15 protein-coding genes are annotated in these 14,110 nt (G+C 54.3%); 2 read left to right on the top strand and 13 right to left on the bottom strand.

What is annotated here, in order from left to right; all coding sequences use genetic code 11:
• Positions 1–10: 10 nt before the first annotated feature.
• The 9 genes from hisS to CHH28_RS11260 form a co-directional block, all read right to left on the bottom strand.
• Positions 11–1,291 (bottom strand): histidine--tRNA ligase, encoded by a 1,281-nt coding sequence (hisS, locus tag CHH28_RS11300; RefSeq protein ID WP_094060407.1) that lies wholly within the window; start codon positions 1,289–1,291, stop codon positions 11–13.
• 26 nt (positions 1,292–1,317) lie between these two features.
• Complete coding sequence (gene ispG, locus CHH28_RS11295) at positions 1,318–2,430, bottom strand: flavodoxin-dependent (E)-4-hydroxy-3-methylbut-2-enyl-diphosphate synthase (protein ID WP_094060406.1); 1,113 nt, start codon at positions 2,428–2,430, stop codon at positions 1,318–1,320.
• A gap of 1 nt (position 2,431) precedes the next feature.
• A complete protein-coding gene (pilW, locus tag CHH28_RS11290) occupies positions 2,432–3,232 on the bottom strand; it encodes a type IV pilus biogenesis/stability protein PilW (protein WP_094060405.1) in 801 nt (266 codons plus the stop codon).
• Positions 3,232–4,362 carry a 23S rRNA (adenine(2503)-C(2))-methyltransferase RlmN gene (gene rlmN / locus CHH28_RS11285; RefSeq protein WP_094062061.1) on the bottom strand — a complete coding sequence of 377 codons (1,131 nt, stop codon included), beginning with the start codon at positions 4,360–4,362 and terminating at the stop codon, positions 3,232–3,234. The genes pilW and rlmN overlap by 1 nt, the downstream gene beginning before the upstream one ends.
• 99 nt (positions 4,363–4,461) lie before the next feature.
• Positions 4,462–4,887 carry a nucleoside-diphosphate kinase gene (gene ndk, locus CHH28_RS11280; protein ID WP_094060404.1) on the bottom strand — a complete coding sequence of 142 codons (426 nt, stop codon included), beginning with the start codon at positions 4,885–4,887 and terminating at the stop codon, positions 4,462–4,464.
• Between the two features lie 121 nt (positions 4,888–5,008).
• Entirely contained in the window at positions 5,009–6,172 is a 1,164-nt protein-coding gene (locus CHH28_RS11275) for an aminotransferase class V-fold PLP-dependent enzyme (RefSeq protein WP_094060403.1), read from the bottom strand.
• A gap of 51 nt (positions 6,173–6,223) precedes the next feature.
• Complete coding sequence (gene iscR, locus CHH28_RS11270) at positions 6,224–6,709, bottom strand: Fe-S cluster assembly transcriptional regulator IscR (protein WP_094060402.1); 486 nt, start codon at positions 6,707–6,709, stop codon at positions 6,224–6,226.
• Positions 6,710–6,796: 87 nt separating this feature from the next.
• On the bottom strand, positions 6,797–7,654 hold the full coding sequence (cysE, locus tag CHH28_RS11265) for a serine O-acetyltransferase (RefSeq protein ID WP_420093161.1): 858 nt from the start codon (positions 7,652–7,654) through the stop codon (positions 6,797–6,799).
• A 36-nt stretch (positions 7,655–7,690) separates the two neighbouring features.
• On the bottom strand, positions 7,691–8,461 hold the full coding sequence (locus tag CHH28_RS11260; RefSeq protein WP_332881217.1) for an RNA methyltransferase: 771 nt from the start codon (positions 8,459–8,461) through the stop codon (positions 7,691–7,693).
• Positions 8,462–8,571: 110 nt separating this feature from the next.
• On the opposite strand from CHH28_RS11260, the gene CHH28_RS11255 reads away from it, so the two are divergent.
• Entirely contained in the window at positions 8,572–9,351 is a 780-nt protein-coding gene (locus tag CHH28_RS11255; RefSeq protein ID WP_157729888.1) for an inositol monophosphatase family protein, read from the top strand.
• A 60-nt stretch (positions 9,352–9,411) separates the two neighbouring features.
• On the opposite strand, the gene CHH28_RS20405 is transcribed toward CHH28_RS11255, so the two are convergent.
• Positions 9,412–9,903, bottom strand: coding sequence for a cold-shock protein (locus CHH28_RS20405; protein WP_269843658.1), 492 nt, complete (start codon positions 9,901–9,903; stop codon positions 9,412–9,414).
• A 293-nt stretch (positions 9,904–10,196) separates the two neighbouring features.
• Between CHH28_RS20405 and CHH28_RS11245 the strand changes: the two genes are divergently transcribed.
• Positions 10,197–10,433, top strand: coding sequence for a SlyX family protein (locus CHH28_RS11245; RefSeq protein ID WP_094060398.1), 237 nt, complete (start codon positions 10,197–10,199; stop codon positions 10,431–10,433).
• Between the two features lie 93 nt (positions 10,434–10,526).
• Here CHH28_RS11245 and CHH28_RS11240 read toward each other — a convergent pair whose 3' ends face one another.
• The 3 genes from CHH28_RS11240 to CHH28_RS11230 are packed head-to-tail and all read right to left on the bottom strand — an operon-like array spanning position 10,527 to position 14,034.
• Positions 10,527–12,365: a GldG family protein gene (locus CHH28_RS11240; protein WP_094060397.1), complete on the bottom strand. Its 1,839-nt coding sequence runs from the start codon at positions 12,363–12,365 to the stop codon at positions 10,527–10,529.
• A 10-nt stretch (positions 12,366–12,375) separates the two neighbouring features.
• Positions 12,376–13,104, bottom strand: a complete 729-nt coding sequence (locus tag CHH28_RS11235; RefSeq protein WP_094060396.1) for an ABC transporter permease — start codon at positions 13,102–13,104, stop codon at positions 12,376–12,378.
• Complete coding sequence (locus tag CHH28_RS11230; protein ID WP_094060395.1) at positions 13,105–14,034, bottom strand: ABC transporter ATP-binding protein; 930 nt, start codon at positions 14,032–14,034, stop codon at positions 13,105–13,107.
• Positions 14,035–14,110 lie beyond the last annotated feature (76 nt).

Raw genomic sequence — 14,110 nt, 5'->3', positions numbered from 1 at the left:
ATTCAAAAGATCAATTAATATACTGTGCCAGCCAGGCTGCCACATTTTGTTGTGGCATTTGTACCTGCTCCAGCTCACCGCGCAAGTCTTTTACGCTGACCAGCTGCTGAGCGACTTCGTCTTCGCCCAGCAGTAAGGCAAAGCGTGCGCCGCTTTTATCGGCTTTTTTCATTTGTGACTTAAAGCTGCCACCGCCGCAGTGTGTCTGCACTCGCAGCCAGTTCTGTTCATTACGAACATGGTCCGACAGTAACATGGCAGCAATGTCTGTGTTGTCGCCGACCGCACAGACGTAAACATCCACCGCTTGGTAGACCTCGGCCGGCACCCGCTGCAAACTTTCCAGCAGCAGAATCAAGCGCTCAACGCCCATGGCAAAACCAACGGCGGGGGTGGCTTTACCACCCAATTGCTCGACCAAGCCGTCGTAGCGACCACCAGCACAGACAGTGCCTTGTGCGCCAAGTTCATCGGTCACCCACTCGAATACGGTTTTGCAGTAATAATCCAGGCCGCGAACCAAACGAGGGTTAATCTCATACTGCACACCAGCGGCGTCCAAGATGCGACGCAGCTGCTCAAAGTGTTCACGACTGTCATCGTCGAGATAATCGAACAAGCTTGGTGCGCCTGCCAGCATCTCTTGCATCGCAGGATTTTTACTGTCGAGTACACGCAATGGGTTGCTGTCTAAGCGGCGTAGGCTGTCTTCGTCCAGCAGCTCTTTGTTGGCTGTTAGATAATCAACCAAGGCTTGACGGTAGTGCGCTCGTGCTTCGTTACTGCCGAGGCTATTGAGCTGCAACGTCACGCTGTCAGACAAGCCCAGTTGCTGCCATAAACGTGCGGTCAGCAAGATGACCTCTGCGTCGATATCAGGGGTGGCGATACCAAAGGTTTCCACACCGATTTGATAAAACTGACGGTAACGACCCTTTTGTGGTCGCTCGTAACGGAACATCGGGCCGGTGTACCAAACTCGTTGCGTTTGGTTGTAGAGCAAACCGTGTTCTTCACAAGCGCGCACGCACCCAGCTGTGCCTTCTGGACGCAGAGTCAGGCTGTCACCATTGCGATCGTCAAAGGTGTACATTTCTTTTTCGACGATGTCGGTCACTTCACCAATGGAGCGTTTAAACAGATTGGTTGGCTCCACAATCGGCATGCGAATTTCGCCATAGCCATACGCCGCCAACAATTCCGCGACGGTGCCTTCGAGGTATTGCCAAACCGGAGACTGGCTCGGCAAGATATCATTCATGCCACGAATGGCCTGGATTTTTTTACTCATACAGGGGTGCTTTCCTCAACCAGCGCTTACACGTCGCTGGCGATCAAATCTTTGCGTTGTTGTTCTAGCTCGGCGGCACGCTGACGAATCAGCTGCTCCAGATCATCGACCAAATTATCATTGGTGAGTTTCTGCGCCGGTTTGCCGTCAATATAAATCAGGTTGGGCTGACCACCGGCCAAGCCAACGTCGGTTTCTTTGGCTTCACCTGGGCCATTCACCACACAACCAATGACAGAAACGTCCATATCGGTGCGAATGTCTTCAACCCGCTGCTCCAGCTCGTTCATGGTTTTGATGACATCAAAATTTTGTCGTGAGCAGCTTGGGCAGGCAATAAAGTTAATGCCGCGCGAGCGCAGCTTAAGCGATTTCAGCATATCCCAGCCGACTTTCACTTCTTCCACCGGGTCAGCGGCCAATGAAATACGAATGGTATCGCCAATGCCGTCCCACAATAACAACCCTAAGCCAATCGAAGATTTCACCGTACCGCCGCGCAAACCGCCGGCTTCGGTAATGCCCAAATGCAGCGGCTGCTCTATTTGACTGGCGATTTTGCGATACGCCGCCACCGTCATAAAAATATCTGACGCTTTTAAGCTGAGCTTAAAGTCAGGAAAATTCAGCCGGTCGAGAATATCGATATGGCGCATGGCCGATTCAACCAGCGCATCGGGGGTCGGCTCGCCGTATTTTTTTTGCAGATCTTTTTCCAACGAACCGGCATTGACGCCAATTCGAATCGGGATGCCATTGTGACGCGCGGCATCCACCACCGCTTGCACGCGATCTTCACGCCCAATATTGCCCGGATTAATACGCAGGCAATCCACGCCCAAGTCAGCGACTTTTAGCGCGATGCGATAGTCAAAATGAATATCCGCCACCAGCGGTACTTCCACTTGCGCTCGAATTTTTCCGAAGGCATCAGCAGCATCCATGGTCGGTACGGACACACGCACGATATCAGCGCCCGCATCCACCACCTTGCGAATTTGTGCCACCGTGCCATCAACATCCAGGGTGTCGGTATTGGTCATGGTTTGCACGGCGATGGGCGCATCGCCACCGACCGGCACATTGCCGACGTGAATCTGACGGCTTTTGCGACGCTGAATGGGATTGTCAAAGTGCATGTTAACTGCCTGCTCCTTGCAATGACTCTTGATACAAGCGGTATTCTTGTGACTGTGCAAAACGCGCTTTCAGATCGGAAGCAAAGGTCGCCGCACGCTGAGTTTGCTGACTAATAGTGGCCAGCTTCACCCCTAACCATAAACTGTGCGCCGTGTGATCCGTTTGATCGCGCTGCACCAGACGATCAAAACGATCAAAATAGCGCTGCGATTCCTCAAAGCGTTGTTCTTCAAACAGCAAGGTCGAAACATTCACCAAGGCGTTCACGTTGTAAGGCGCTAGGCGCAATGCGCGCATATAAACATCAATCGCACCAGCACGATCACCGCCACGGAAGGTATTTAACGCCAGGTCATTAAAGGCGGATACGCGGTTGTCGTAATAACGATCATCCACTGCTCGCTGCAAGTAGTTACCGGCGTCGTCAAAGCGCCCCTGTTGCATAAACAGTCGGCCAAGATGGTGACGCGCTTGGGTAAACTCGGAGTCATTCGCCAGTGCTTTGCGGAAGTATTCCTCCGCCAAATCGTCTTCACCTTCGGATTGCCACACCAAGCCCATAGCATCGTTGGCTGGAGCATTATTCGGATCAATTTCCAGTGCTTTGGTCAGCCGCTGTCGCGCCCAGTCTGGACGGCCACGTTGTAAATAACCCACGCCCAACTGGGTGTAGTTCTCGACCGCTTTGTCGGGCGAGGCTTTGGCGCTGAAGCGGCTTTCGGTCACGGTGACACAGCCAGACAACCAGGCCATGGCAAACACACACAGGGCGGCATTGCGCAACGTTGAAAACACTGTCATCACTGTAATCCTGTCGATTGATCCAGCTGCACGGCTTTAATGTAGCGCTCGCTGCGGCGGGTACGGTCAGCCACACGGCCGACCAATTGGCCGCAAGCGGCATCGATGTCGTCGCCGCGCGTACTGCGAATCGTCACCACGTGGCCCGCATTGATCAGATAATCGCGGAAGCGGTAGACGCGACTATTACTCGGGCGCTTATAGCCTGAATTCGGAAACGGATTGAATGGAATCAGGTTGATTTTGCACGGCACCTGGCGCATCAGTTCGGCCAGTTCTTTGGCGTGCTGCAATTCATCGTTAACACCTTCCATCAGGGTGTATTCGATGGTGGCCTTGCGCCGATCGGGCAATTTTTGCAGATAACGATTGGTCGCCGCGATCAACTGTTCGAGCGGATACTTCTTATTAATCGGCACCAGCTCATTGCGTAATTCGTCATTGGGCGCGTGCAGAGAAACCGCTAACGAGACATCAATATCGTCACCCAGCTTGTCCATCATCGGCACCACACCAGAGGTACTCAAGGTAACGCGGCGTTTGGACAGGCCGTAGCAAAAGTCGTCCATCATCAGGCGCATGGCATCGACGACGTTGTCGTAATTGAGCAATGGTTCACCCATGCCCATCATCACCACATTGGTGATCTTGCCGGTGCGACGTTCGCCATCGCCGTGAAAACTCATCGCCGCCACATACACTTGGCCGATGATTTCAGCAACGCTCAGGTCGCGATTAAAGCCTTGTTTACCGGTCGAACAAAAACTGCAGTCCAATGCACAGCCGATTTGCGAGCTGACACACAAGGTACCGCGTTCTTTTTCTGGAATGTACACAGTTTCGATGGCACTGCCGCCATCCATACGCATGACCCATTTGCGTGTACCGTCGCTGGAGACGTCGTGATAGATCACTTCTGGTAAGCGAATCTCACACACTTCGTCCAATTTTGCGCGCAGCACTTTGCTCATATTGGTCATGTTGTTGAAGTCCGACTCACCGAGTTGATGGATCCACTTCAGCATTTGCTGGGCACGAAAGCGCTTTTCTCCCAGGCCCTCAAAAAACTCGACCATTTTTTCTGGCGACAGGCCTAGCAGATTGATTTTTTCGGCGGGGGTAGATGTCATATCTGACATAGTGGAATCCTGACGGTTAGCGTCCTCAAAACAATTCAAAGTGAGGCAGCTCCGCTACCTCACACTGAGCCAAAATGGCTCGCTACTGTCTTAGCGTGGGCAGATTTCGTCTGCTGCAAAGAAGTAGTCAACTTCACGTGCTGCTGATTCAGCTGAATCAGAGCCGTGTACCGCATTGGCATCAATGCTCTGAGCGAAGTCAGCACGGATGGTGCCAGCAGCCGCTTCTTGTGGGTTAGTAGCACCCATCAGCTCACGGTTTTTAGCAATCGCGTCTTCGCCTTCCAGTACTTGTACAACCACTGGACCAGACGTCATGAAAGACACCAGGTCACCGAAGAATGGACGCTCTTTGTGTTCCGCGTAGAAACCGCCTGCCTTGTCATCGTCCAGGTGCAGCATTTTCATAGCGACCACGTTCAGGCCCGCTTTCTCGAAACGAGTAACGATCTCACCGATCACGTTTTTGCCTACCGCATCTGGTTTGATGATGGACAGGGTGCGCTCTACAGCCATGTTAGTCTCCAATAGAAATCTATGATTGAGTGATAATAGCCCCCGGTATTGTCACAACTGACACCAGGGGCCGGATCAAAACCCGCGGATTATACGCACCTTTTGGCGAAAGTTGTACGACTCAGCGCTCACCGCGCAACAAGCGCACCACGCGTTGTACCTCAGCAATGGTTGCATCGATATCGTCACTACTGGTAAAGCGTCCCACCGAAAAGCGAATTCCCGCATGAGCTAGGGCATCACTGCGGCCAATGGCCTTCAATACGTAAGACGGCGCCACGCTGGCCGAGTTACACGCAGAACCAGATGACACAGCAATTTTGGCCAACGACGCCAGCAGCACCTCGCCATCAACCGCGTCGAAAGACACATTTAAGTGATTTGGACTGAGGGACTCATAATGGCCATTCAAAAACACACCACCTAAGGTCTGCAGCGCCTGCCAGAGACGATCGCGCAGTTCACGAATGCGCCCGCTGTCGACCTCTAGCTGCTGAATGGCCAACTCAGCGGCAACACCAAAGCCGACGATCTGATGCGTTGCCAACGTGCCGGAGCGAAAACCGCGCTCATGACCGCCACCATGAATCTGTGCCTGCAGCTCGGGTTGCGGCTCGCGGCGAACATACAGCGCGCCCATGCCTTTGGGGCCGTACACCTTATGCGCGGATAGAGACAGCAAATCCACCTGCCACTGATTCACATCCACCGGTAACTTGCCCAACGCCTGCGCCGCGTCGACATGAAAAACCGCCGGATGATCCGCCAGCAAGCGCCCGACTTTTGCCACATCGGTAATGGTGCCGAGTTCATTATTCACCGACATCAGGCTCACCAGCACAGTGTTATCACGCAGTGCCTGTGCCACCTGCTCGGCGCGAATCAGGCCATCGGCATCGGGAGCCAACAAGGTCAGTTCAACGTCAGGGCGCCGTGCCAGCCACTGACAAGGATCGAGTACCGCTTTGTGCTCGATGGCCGAGGTAATGATGTGCACAGGACCTGCCAGCTTGGCCAACGCCGCTTCAACAACCCCCTTAATGGCCAAGTTGTTGCTTTCTGTTGCACCCGACGTCCAGACGATTTCACGTGACTCTGCACCAATCGCCTGCGCCACTTGCCCGCGCGCTTTTTCAACCGCCTGCTCTGCTTTCCAACCAAAACGGTGAGAGCGCGATGCCGGATTGCCAAAGTTACCTTCCAGCGTCATACACGCGGACATGGCTTCTGCCACCACAGGGTCAACCGGCGCGGAAGCGGCGTAATCAAGATAGACGGGCGTCATTTAGAGTCTCCAAACATGAGTCGGGCGGCATTGTAACGCCCGACGCCGGCTTCAGACAGCGACTTCGTCTTCTCGCAGCAAGGCCTCAATGCGACTGGCGGCCTGCTCTTCTTGCCGGGCCGCGGTATCTTGAATTTCGCGGCGCTGAATCAAGCTATTCAGACTGATGGAGCTAAGAAAGGCGTGAATCTGATCGCTCAAATCCAACCACAGATGATGGGTCAAGCACTGCTGCCCACTTTGGCAATCGCCCTTGCGCTGACAGCGCGTTGCGTCCATGGATTCATTCACCGCATCGACGATTTCCGCCACCTGAATGTCGGTATCAGCACGGCTCAAGCGGTAACCGCCACCCGGACCACGGACACTAGCAACCAAGCCGTTGCGTCGCAACTTGGCAAACAGCTGCTCTAGGTAAGACAAAGAAATGCCCTGCCGCCCTGAAATATCATTCAGGCTGACAGGGCCGTTTTGGGCATGAATAGCCAGGTCGAGCATCGCAGTCACGGCATAACGGCCTTTGGTAGTCAGGCGCATGGTGATTCTCCCCGCATTTGTTATGCGGGCATTATGCTAATTCCCGACAAAAACAGTCAACTATCGACCCGACAGGCTGACGAATAATTACTGTTTGTCAGCCGCTGTCGCCGCTTCGGCGGTTTTCTCTGGGGTGTCGCTATCTGCAACGTCTTTGTCGCTGGCAGCACCTGCCTCGCTAGCATCGGCATCCACCAAACTGACAAAGTCTTCTTTTGCCAACTCCGGCAAAGCCTCACTGCAGGTGCGATCACCCAGATTGTAAAGCGCTTGGCACATGGTATCGATTTTCTGATCGACAGCGCCCATGTGATCCATCAAGTTGTGGATCGAGCGAGCAATCGGGTCTGGCATTTCATCGGTCATGCCGTAAGCATCAAAGCCGATCTTGCGCGCAATTTCGGCGCGACGATCATCCTGCTCCGCCCGCTCGCTGGCTTTGCGCACAATGCGCCCCGGAATGCCAACCACGGTCACAGCCTCAGGCACGTCCTTGGTCACCACGGCGTTTGAGCCGATGCGGGCGTTGTCGGCCACTTGAATTGGCCCCAGCACTTTTGCCCCAGCGCCTACTACGACACCGTTGGCCAAGGTGGGATGACGTTTGCCTTTATTCCAACTGGTACCGCCAAGGGTCACGCCATGATAGAGGGTGCAGTCGTCGCCGATTTCCGCAGTCTCACCAATCACCACCCCCATGCCATGGTCAATAAAAAAGCGTCGACCAATCGTAGCGCCGGGATGAATCTCGATGCCCGTCAGCCAACGGCTCACCGCCGACAAAAAGCGCGCTAGCCATTTAAAGCCGCGACGCCACAGCGCATTGGCCAAGCGGTAGTGAATGATGGCGTGCAACCCTGGGTAGGTGGTAATCACCTCCAGGGTATTGCGCGCCGCAGGGTCTCGCTCAAAGACACAAGCAATGTCTTCACGCAGCAGCTGGATATTCAAGAGAACTCCTTTGAAAAAGGCATTGCCGCATTACTCCGAGCGTGGCGGCAGGCGCTTATTAATTTGTGCCAGCATGCCACGCAGCATGTTGATTTCCATCTGATCCGGCGCCGCACGCTGGTACAAGCGCCGCAGTCGGGTCATCAGTTGTTTCGGTGTATTGGGGTCAAGAAAGTCAATATCAACCAGGGTTTGCTCCAAATGCCGCAACATGCCATCCAATTGCTCGTGGGTGGCCAGCGGGTAATCCCACTCAACCCCCCAGGCTTGATGACTGGTTAACTCTTCCCCACTCACCGCTAGGCGCATCTCGTAACACAGCAGCTGAATCGCTTGCGCCACATTTAACGAGGAATAGTCAGCGTCGGTGGGAATATGCACGTGCAAGTGACACAGTTGCAGCTCGTCGTTACTCAAACCGTTCGATTCACGACCAAACACCAATGCAATGCGATTGCCCGCCGGCAGTGCGCTGGCGACACGCGCCCCCAGCTCTCGCGGCGACAGCAATGGCCATGGGATGTGGCGCGAGCGTGCGCTGGTGCCCACTACCAAGGACGCATTGGCCAATGCCTCGGTTAAGCTCGGTACGATTCGCGCTTGGTGCAGAATATCGTCCGCCCGGGAAGCGCGGGCAATGGCTTCATCATCAATACTGGCTTGCGGGTTCACCAACACCAATTGGCTCAGACCCATATTTTTCATCGCCCGGGCGGCAGCGCCCAGATTTCCGGCATGGGTGGTCTCAACCATCACCACATCAATCGCGGCTAACGCAGCCCGGATTGCAGCATCGTCCATCATCTCTCGACTTATCTATGGCTTTCAAGGCGGCAAAGTGTAGCGCAGTTTGCTCTTCGACTGTTATAATTACCGGTTCCCATTCGTTCTTTAAAGAGACTCACTGCCTTATGCAACCCATGGTGAACTTGGCGTTGCGCGCTGCGCGTAATGCCGGTCAAGACCTGGTCCGTCGCTTGGACCGTTTTGATTCGTACCAAAGCACGGATCAAGAAAAGGCGAAGTTTATTGCCGACTGCACCATCGGCCTGGAGAAGGGCATTATTTTCGAACTGAAAAAGTCCTACCCTGAGCACAACTTCCAAGGCCGTGAAACCGGCTTTAACCAGGGCGACGCCAAACAGCCGACCTGGCAAATCTGTGTTATCGATGACATTGCTAACTTTCGTGTGGGCATTCCGAGCATTGCCATCACCCTGTGCTGCTTAAATGGCGGCAAAGCCGAGCACGCCGTCGTCGTAAACCCTATGAACGGCGATGAGTTTACTGCCTCCAAAGGCCGCGGCAGCCAGTTAAACAACCGTCGTATCCGCTGCAGCCAACTGCACAGCCTGAGCGACGCCATTGTTGGCTACACCCAGCCCATGAGTTTCAACGAGTCAGCGTTTGAACAGCGCCAGCGCATTCAATCGCTCATGTCGCAAGGCCAAGAGCTGCGCAACATTGGCTCCAATGCGTTGTCGTTGGCGTACACCGCAGCCGACCGTTTCCAAGCCGCATTACTGGCCGATGTCGATGAATACTCGTTGCAAGCCGGTGGCTTGATCGCTCGCGAAGCAGGCTGTTTGTTAGCCGATATTCAAGGCAAACCTAGCCTAAGCTCGCCAGCTAACTTGATCGTCAGCAACCCGAAATTGCTGCGCTCATTGGTCAGCGGCAGCGCCGAATAAGCTCTGATTGCAGGCACAAAAAAAGCGGCTTAAAGCCGCTTTTTTTGTATCGCTCGCTGCTTAGCGAATGGCAGAGACGTCTTCGGCTTGCGGGCCTTTTTGACCACGCACTACCGCAAACTTCACTCGCTGCCCTTCGGTCAATGAGCGGTGACCCTGGCCACGAATGGAGCGAAAGTGGACAAACACGTCCTCACCGTCGTCCCAAGTAATAAAGCCAAAACCTTTTTTCACGTTAAACCATTTCACCACGCCGCGCTCACGCCCATCTTCAACATCTTCTTCAACGATGGTGCCGCTGCCACGATGACGACGGCGACGACTTGGCATCAGCTGAGCTGAAACAAAACTCACAATAAAACCCAGCAAGGCAAAGACTACCACCAGTAATGCCGCTTGCGGCAGCGACCAGAAACTGGCGTAACTCAAGGCCGTACCGTCCGCCAAAGTCAGACCAGATAACAATGATGTCATGGCAGCCACCGCCACAACCGCTGACAGTGCCGCCGCTACCACGGCAACAATTAACTTACGAATCAACAACTTACCCATGCGCTCTCTCATTTCGATTACGTTATTATGCAACAGAGCGGCCGAATCGCGTTACGATGTCCTTGCCTGCCCAGCGAATACACTGCCGGGTTCGTACCGCCCCGCAAGGTGGAACAACCCTTGTATCGTCATTAGCGATGGCATTTATCCCGCCATACCGAATGTTCAGGCAATAAATAGGTAATAAAACCCAGCGCTCGCGAACTTTACTGGCCGATACAAGTAGTAAACCGTTCGGTATAAAAGCCCAATTCATTAAAAAAATCAACACGATAGCCAAGGGAGCACAACTCATGCATCACCCCCCTTCTGAGCAGCCAGAGAATCCACGCATTGTCGAGCTAGAAACCCGCGTCGCTTTCCTTGAAAACACGGTCGACACGCTGAATGAACAGCTCACGCAGTTAAATCAGGATTTCCTCATGACACGCCAGGCCATGCAGTTATTGAATAAGAAGCTGGAAGCACTGCACAACCAGCAAGGTGGCTTGAAAGATATCAGCGAAGAGACACCGCCGCCGCACTACTAAAACAGCACCGCGACTGCGGTGTTGCAAACGGCAACAGCCGAATCCATTGCCGCAGCAAAGAATGCAAGGGCCTCTGGCGCGAGGCCCCGCTTATCAGAGCACCCGCCGACGTTGCAGCAGGTAAGCAATGCCGCCCACCAGCAGCGTCAGCAGCAGTGGCAACAGCAAAATGTTCAGCACTTTTAACTGCGTTCCCAATGCGTCGATGTCTTTGTTCAACGCATGCTGCACTTCGCGCAGCTCGCGGCGAATGTCCAACTTCTGCTGCTGAAACGCCTCAATCGCCTGCTGCTGCTCGGCAGTCAGGGTCAGTGGCTCGTCACCAGGCGCGGGCTGCAACTCCATCAACTGCTGCTCGGTAGCCTGCAATTGCTGCTGCAAGCGCTGCTCGCTGGCTAAAAAGCGCTGCTCCGCCTGCTCGCGTAACGCCTCTACGCGATCAAAGGGGCGCTGATACTGACCACGCGCACGCAACGACATCAATGCCGTGCTACCGGCCATTTGGTCGGTAAGATTCACCAACAAGGTGCCATTATCCGCCCACGGTGTCGCAATGCGCTGACCAAAGAAGTTCTGCACCTGCACCCACAGACGATCGCTGAGCACGTCGGTATCAGCCACGACGGTTACCGCCAATTGTTGGGTGTCAGCGATGTGCTCTGGATCTTCAGGCTGGCGCCACTGCTCGGCTTGAATAGCGCTAAAGGCGGAACGAGCGGAGCCGGTTACCGTGGCGGCCAATATTTGGCGCTCCGCAGCACTGCTGAAATCGCGCTGCAACTGCAGCAAATCGGCCCCCATTTGCAACCTAGTCGCATCGATCGACATGCTGTCAGCACTGCTGAACAACCAAGGCAAAAAGACACTAGAAGCGTCTTCGACCGCCGTTAAACGGCCAACACTGGACAGATTCACCGCTTCCAACGCGGAAGTTTGCAACTGGTCTGCGACAAAACTGCTTTCACCGAGTGCCAACAAACCAAAATGACGCATCGGCGGTTTGCCCGGCCCTTGGCTGACGACCAAAGCATTGGTAGCGTCTAACACCGCCTGATTCGACTGCCAGTCGATACCCCATGCAGCCAGCAACGTCGTGAGACTATCGGCGGATGCCTGTTGCTGCAGCCCCATCATGCCGCCGGCAGCGGTTTCTGCCACTGGGTCGATGAAGGCCAATACTCGACCGCCCGCCAAAGCAAACTGATCGATGGCGTACTGAGCTTGCTCTGTCAGATCGGGCGGCTGAATTAACAGCAATACATCCACGTCGCTGTCGATACGGGTCAGTTCAGCATTGAGCGAACGCACCTCGTACAAACTTTGCAGCTGTTCGATCGCCATCCACGGCTCATTGGGCTGGCCAGTAGCTGGGTTAAAACCACCCATCACTGGCAAACCACTCAGCACACCAATCACCGGCAAGGTGTCTTGCTGCAGCCGATAAATCATCTGCGTCAGCTCATATTCCAGGTAAGGCTCGCGATCAGGCTGCAAAAAGGCCAAAGTTTCGTAATTATCGTTCGCATCACGCACCACCAACCCGAAGTACAGAGATTCACCCAGATTTCCGACCGGCACCGATTGCAGACCAAACCGTGTGGCGTCGTCTTCCTGTTCAGAAAAAGGTTCGGGATCAACGCGTCGCAGCGTCAGCTGCCCGTCACTGGCCAAGCGATATTCCTGCAGCAACTCGTCTACCCGCTCAGCATAAGCGCGCAGCTGCGTCAGGTCCTCACTCGCCTGCTGCGAAAAATACAGCTCCACCGTCAGCGGTTTTTGCAGCTCGCCTACCACCTGCCGCGTCCCTGCTGACAAACTGTAGAGCTGTTGCTCGGTCAAATCGATGCGCGCCGACGCGCCCAGTAATTGCAGCAAGGCATTGCCCGCCAACAGAGCCACAGCGACCACAACAATCATGATGACAGTTCTCATAATGCCTCCCTTAAGCTGCCTTCTTGATGTTTAACAGATGCACGGTTGCCATCAACCACACGGCAATGAGCCAGACAAAATAGCCCACATCACGCAGATCGATGACACCTCGCGACATGGCCTCAAAGCGCGTCAAAAAACTCAAACCAGCCACCATGTCGACCACCGCCAACGGCGCCCAAGCTCGAACGACATCCAATACCATCGACAGGCCTGACACCATAAAGACGAAGCACAGTACGACGGATAAAATAAACGCCACAATTTGGTTGCGACTGAGCACCGACATACACGAGCCAATGGCCAAAAACGCGCCGGCCATCAGCCAGCTGCCCAAATAGCTGGCCACAATCACGCCGTTATCCGGTGCGCCTAAATAATTCACCGCCAACCACATAGGAAAGGTCAGTAGCAAAGCAATACCCGCAAACAGCCAAGCGGCGAAAAATTTACCCAATACCGCTTGCGCCGGACTCACCGGCAAGGTCAGTAGCATTTCAATGGTGCCTAATTGGCGCTCCTGCGACCACAAGCCCATCGCCACCGCTGGCATAAAAAACAGATACAGCCATGGATGGAAATTAAAGAAGGGCACCAAGTCGGCCTGACCGCGCTGATAAAACTGCCCCAAATAAAAAGTGAACATGCCGGCCAACGCCAAAAACATAAAAATAAAAACGTAAGCCACCGGCGTCGAGAAATAGGCGCTTAGCTCACGCTTGCAGATGACCCAGCTCATTTATGCCACCTCCTGCTGAGTTAATTGCTGAAATACATCGTCCAAACGTCCGCGCTCCATATGCAGACTGTCCACCGCCCAGCCTTGTTGCTGCAGCAGCGCGTGCAACGCTGGATACAAGGTCGTACCGCGCTCGGGCAACAACAAATACGACTGCTCAGTCTGCACCGTTTCTAAAGCAGCGACACCTGGTAACGCAGTCAGCGCCGCTTCGAGCTGTGGTTGAGGCTGCTGTAAACGCAACGTAATTGCGCCGTGATAACGCGAGCGCCGCTCTAACTCTTGCGGCTGACTGTCCGCCACCACTTTGCCGCCAGCAATAATGACAGCGCGACTGCACACCGCACTGACTTCCTCAAGAATATGAGTGGAGATGATGACAATTTTATCTGTCGATAAATTGGTAATCAGCTGGCGTACTTGCTGCTTTTGGTTCGGATCCAGACCATCGGTAGGCTCATCGAGAATCAGAACTTGCGGGTCATGGATCAGGGTTTGTGCCAGCCCGACACGACGCTTAAACCCTTTTGACAGCGTCTGAATACGCTGCGTTAATACCTCACCGATATCAACCAAATCCACCACATGCTGCAGCTGTTTGCGCAGAGCATCGCCGCGCAACCCGCGCATTTCAGCAATGAATTTTAGATATGCATCGACGCGCATGTCTTCGTAGGCGGGCGCCCCTTCCGGCAAGTAACCGAGCTGCTGTTGTACAGCGATACGGTCACGCACAATGTCTCGACCAAACAAACGAACACTGCCGCTGCTTGGCTCGAGAAAGCCGGACAGCATTTTCATCGTGGTCGACTTGCCAGCACCGTTGGGGCCTAAAAACCCCAGCACCTCACCCGGCTCTACTGTAAAGGTCACATTGTCGACGGCGGTGAAGCCGCCAAAGCGCTTGGTCAACTGTTGTATGTCAATCATCCTTCACTCCATGGCAAACGCTATTACTCATCGGTCAGACACTCTGACCGGCCATCGCTGTCAGTCAGGCACCTAT

The sequence above is a fragment of the Bacterioplanes sanyensis genome, from assembly GCF_002237535.1.
GTDB lineage: Bacteria > Pseudomonadota > Gammaproteobacteria > Pseudomonadales > Oceanobacteraceae > Bacterioplanes > Bacterioplanes sanyensis_A.
This window is presented reverse-complemented; position numbering and strand designations above follow the sequence as displayed.

What these genes read in the sequence shown, in the direction of transcription:
- hisS (WP_094060407.1), bottom strand. Translation starts at nt 1,291, where the DNA reads ATGAGTAAAAAAATCCAGGCCATTCGTGGCATGAATGATATCTTGCCG.
- ispG (WP_094060406.1), bottom strand. Translation starts at nt 2,430, where the DNA reads ATGCACTTTGACAATCCCATTCAGCGTCGCAAAAGCCGTCAGATTCAC.
- pilW (WP_094060405.1), bottom strand. Translation starts at nt 3,232, where the DNA reads ATGACAGTGTTTTCAACGTTGCGCAATGCCGCCCTGTGTGTGTTTGCC.
- rlmN (WP_094062061.1), bottom strand. Translation starts at nt 4,362, where the DNA reads ATGACATCTACCCCCGCCGAAAAAATCAATCTGCTAGGCCTGTCGCCA.
- ndk (WP_094060404.1), bottom strand. Translation starts at nt 4,887, where the DNA reads ATGGCTGTAGAGCGCACCCTGTCCATCATCAAACCAGATGCGGTAGGC.
- CHH28_RS11275 (WP_094060403.1), bottom strand. Translation starts at nt 6,172, where the DNA reads ATGACGCCCGTCTATCTTGATTACGCCGCTTCCGCGCCGGTTGACCCT.
- iscR (WP_094060402.1), bottom strand. Translation starts at nt 6,709, where the DNA reads ATGCGCCTGACTACCAAAGGCCGTTATGCCGTGACTGCGATGCTCGAC.
- CHH28_RS11260 (WP_332881217.1), bottom strand. Translation starts at nt 8,461, where the DNA reads ATGGACGATGCTGCAATCCGGGCTGCGTTAGCCGCGATTGATGTGGTG.
- CHH28_RS11255 (WP_157729888.1), top strand. Translation starts at nt 8,572, where the DNA reads ATGCAACCCATGGTGAACTTGGCGTTGCGCGCTGCGCGTAATGCCGGT.
- CHH28_RS20405 (WP_269843658.1), bottom strand. Translation starts at nt 9,903, where the DNA reads ATGGGTAAGTTGTTGATTCGTAAGTTAATTGTTGCCGTGGTAGCGGCG.
- CHH28_RS11245 (WP_094060398.1), top strand. Translation starts at nt 10,197, where the DNA reads ATGCATCACCCCCCTTCTGAGCAGCCAGAGAATCCACGCATTGTCGAG.
- CHH28_RS11240 (WP_094060397.1), bottom strand. Translation starts at nt 12,365, where the DNA reads ATGAGAACTGTCATCATGATTGTTGTGGTCGCTGTGGCTCTGTTGGCG.
- CHH28_RS11235 (WP_094060396.1), bottom strand. Translation starts at nt 13,104, where the DNA reads ATGAGCTGGGTCATCTGCAAGCGTGAGCTAAGCGCCTATTTCTCGACG.
- CHH28_RS11230 (WP_094060395.1), bottom strand. Translation starts at nt 14,034, where the DNA reads ATGATTGACATACAACAGTTGACCAAGCGCTTTGGCGGCTTCACCGCC.